This window comes from Clavibacter lycopersici (assembly GCF_003576405.1).
Lineage (GTDB): Bacteria > Actinomycetota > Actinomycetes > Actinomycetales > Microbacteriaceae > Clavibacter > Clavibacter lycopersici.
The window spans coordinates 1-3,307 of sequence record NZ_QWGT01000275.1 but is presented as its reverse complement, the minus strand read 5'-3'; the positions used below and the strand labels follow the sequence as shown (position 1 = coordinate 3,307).

Below are 3,307 nucleotides of genomic sequence, written 5' to 3'. Positions count from 1 at the left end.
CGGTGCATCGAGTCGGGCTCGACGACCACCGAGTAGCTCGTGGCCGTGACCTGCATGATCGAGGTGAAGTCGCGGCGGCGCCGCGTGATGCTGTAGCTGACGATCCCGTAGATGGCGCCGAACCCGACGCCGATGATCACCGCGCCGACGACGAAGGAGATGTTCGGCACGGGCGAGAACAGGAACGTGACGAGGCCGAGGAAGAGGCCGAGCCACGCTCCGCTCGCGGCTCCCGCGACGGCAGCCCGTGCCGAGGTGAGCTTGCCCGTGACCCGCTCGACGCTCGTCAGCTCGTTGCCCACGATGCTCACCTGCGTGACCGGGAAGTCCGCCTCGGCGAGGGTGACGACGGCCTTCTGCGCCTCGTCGTAGGTCTCGTAGGTGGCGACGGGCTCCCCCTTCGGCAGCTTCGGCATGCGGGCACGGGAGGAGCGTCCGAGGAGGGGGTTGGTCACCTGGCCAGTCTTCCACGGGGCGCCGGGCGGCCGCTGGGCGAGCGACTAGATTGACTCTGTGAGCGCCTCCCGAGTCTTCGTCGCCCGGCTCGCCGGGTGCAGCGTGTTCGACCCCGCAGGAGACCGCGTCGGACGCGTGCGCGACGTGCTCGTCGTCTACCGCAAGGACGATCCGCCGCGCGTCGTGGGCCTCATCGTCGAGATCCCCGGCAAGCGCCGCGTGTTCCTCTCCATCGGGCGCGTCACGAGCATCGGCTCCGGGCAGATCATCACCACCGGGCTCATCAACCTCCGCCGCTTCGAGCAGCGCGGCGGAGAGGTGCGCGTCATCGCGGAGATCCTGGGGCGCCGCGTGAGCATGCGCGACGGATCCGGCACGGCCGTCATCGAGGACGTCGCCATCGAGGAGTCCGGCCAGGCCGAGTGGGAGGTCTCGCAGCTCTTCTGCCGCCGCCCGCGCACGAGCCCCTCCCCCTTCGCCAAGGGCGCGACCATCTTCGCCACGTGGGAGGAGGTCGCCGAGCTCCAGGACGACGGCGTCGCCCAGTCCGCCTCCCAGTTCCTCGCCGCGTACTCCGACCTGCTGCCCGCCGACCTCGCCAACACGCTGCTCGACCTGCCGCAGGCCCGCCGCCTCGAGGTGGCGGAGGAGCTGCCCGACGCGCGCCTCGCCGACGTGCTCGAGGAGATGCCCGAGTCGCAGCAGGTGGAGATCATGGCCACGCTCGACGACGACCGCGCGGCCGACGTGCTCGACCAGATGCAGCCGGACGACGCGGCCGACCTCATCGCGCAGCTGTCGGAGGAGCGCGGCGAGGCGCTGCTCGAGCTGATGCAGCCGGAGGAGGCGGACGACGTCCGCATGCTCCTCAGCTACGCGCCGGACACCGCGGGCGGCCTCATGACGACGGACCCCGTCATCGTCTCGGGCGATGCCACGGTCGCGGAGGGCCTCGCGCTCATCCGCCGCCACGAGCTGGCGCCCACGCTCGGCGCCGCCGTCTGCGTGACGCTCCCCCCGTACGAGCCGCCCACCGGTCGCTTCCTCGGCATGGTGCACTTCCAGCGGATGCTGCGCTACCCGCCGCACGAGCGCCTCGGCACGCTGCTCGACCAGGGCCTGGAGCCCGTGCGCGCGGACACGAGCGCGGCGGAGGTCTCGCGCATCATGGCGAGCTACAACCTCGTCTCGGTGCCCGTGGTGGACGAGAACCACCGCCTGGTCGGCGTCGTCACCATCGACGACGTGCTCGACCACCTCCTGCCGGACGACTGGCGCAGCGCCGACGCCGAGCGGGAGACCCGCAAGCGCGCGACGGCCCGCTTCCACGGCACGGCCACGGCCGCCATCCCCACCGCAGGACCCGTACGAGGACGGAGGATTCCCCGTGGCACGGCAGAGTAACCGCGACGTCCGCCTGGACGCGCCCAAGGGCCTCCGCACGACGGTCCTCCCCCTGCGCAACCGCGCGAGCCGCGACCGGTTCGGCCGGTTCACGGAGTCCATCGCGCGCGGCATGGGCACGCCGTGGTTCCTGGTGGGCCTCACCCTGTTCTGCGTCGCATGGATCGGCTACAACACCTACGGGCCGGACAACGCCCGCTTCGACTCGGCGGCGCTGGGCTTCACCGCGCTCACGCTCATCCTGTCGCTGCAGGCCTCGTACGCGGCGCCGCTCATCCTGCTCGCGCAGAACCGCCAGGACGACCGCGACCGCGTGCAGATCGAGCAGGACCGCCAGCGCGCCGAGCGCAACGTCGCCGATGTCGAGTACCTCGCGCGCGAGGTCGTGTCGCTCCGCCTGCAGATGAAGGACGTCGCGTCCAAGGACTTCATCCGCTCGGAGCTCCGCCAGCTCCTCGAGGAGCTCGACCGGCGCGACGAGCCCGGATCCGACGACGCCGAGGACGACGCCCGCCGCAGGACGCATGGCCGCTGAGTCCCCCGGCGCCGGACAGCTGACGGCGGACTCCGTGCGGCGGGCGCTCGCCCGCGTGGTGGATCCCGAGATCCGCCGCCCCATCACCGAGCTCGACATGGTCTCCGACGTGCGCGTCGAGGACGGCGGCGTGGCGCACGTGGACATCGCGCTGACCATCGTCGGCTGCCCGGCCGCGACCTCCATCGAGCGCGATGTCCGCGAGACCGTCGAGGCCGTGCCCGGCGTCGCGCGGCTCGAGCTCACGGTCGGCGTGATGAGCCCCGAGCGGCGCCGGGCCCTCACCGAGCGTCTCCGGGGCCCGGCCGCCCAGCGCGGCATCCCCTTCGGCCCGGACAGCCTCACGCGCGTCTACGCGGTCACGAGCGGCAAGGGCGGCGTCGGCAAGTCCACGCTCACCGCCAACCTCGCGGTCGCGCTCGCGGCGAAGGGCCTGGCCGTCGGCCTCGTCGACGCGGACGTGCACGGGTTCTCCATCCCGGGGATCCTCGGTCTGGTCGACGCGGACGGCCGCACGGCGCAGCCCACGCGCGTCGGCGACATGATCCTGCCGCCCGTCGCGCACCGCGTGAAGGTCATCTCCATCGGCATGTTCCTCGATCCCGACGCCACGGGCGGCACGGCCGTCTCCTGGCGCGGGCCGATGCTGCACCGCACGATCCAGCAGTTCCTCACCGACGTGTTCTTCGGCGACCTCGACGTGCTGCTGCTCGACCTGCCTCCCGGCACCGGCGACGTGGCCATCACCGTCGGCCAGCTGCTGCCGCACGCCGAGGTGCTCGTCGTCACGACGCCGCAGCCCGCCGCGGCCGACGTCGCCGAGCGCAGCGGCCTGGTGGCCCGGCAGACGGGCCAGCGCGTCGCCGGCGTCGTCGAGAACATGGCGGGCTTCGTCCAGCCCGACGGATCCGT

The 3,307-nt window shown here is 72.5% G+C and carries 4 protein-coding genes; 3 read left to right on the top strand and 1 reads right to left on the bottom strand.

Annotated features, from left to right (window positions below):
* A partial coding sequence (locus DZG00_RS13760) for a YflT domain-containing protein (RefSeq protein ID WP_119455734.1) occupies positions 1–455 on the bottom strand: 455 nt, incomplete at its 3' end.
* 58 nt (positions 456–513) lie between these two features.
* On the opposite strand from DZG00_RS13760, the gene DZG00_RS13755 reads away from it, so the two are divergent.
* From DZG00_RS13755 to DZG00_RS13745, 3 genes are all read left to right on the top strand, one after another.
* Entirely contained in the window at positions 514–1,860 is a 1,347-nt protein-coding gene (locus DZG00_RS13755) for a magnesium transporter MgtE N-terminal domain-containing protein (protein WP_119382101.1), read from the top strand.
* Positions 1,844–2,395 carry a DUF1003 domain-containing protein gene (locus DZG00_RS13750; protein WP_119382102.1) on the top strand — a complete coding sequence of 184 codons (552 nt, stop codon included), beginning with the start codon at positions 1,844–1,846 and terminating at the stop codon, positions 2,393–2,395. The genes DZG00_RS13755 and DZG00_RS13750 overlap by 17 nt, the downstream gene beginning before the upstream one ends.
* On the top strand, positions 2,385–3,307 hold a 923-nt coding region (locus DZG00_RS13745), incomplete at its 3' end, for a P-loop NTPase (RefSeq protein WP_147360014.1). The genes DZG00_RS13750 and DZG00_RS13745, both read left to right, overlap by 11 nt.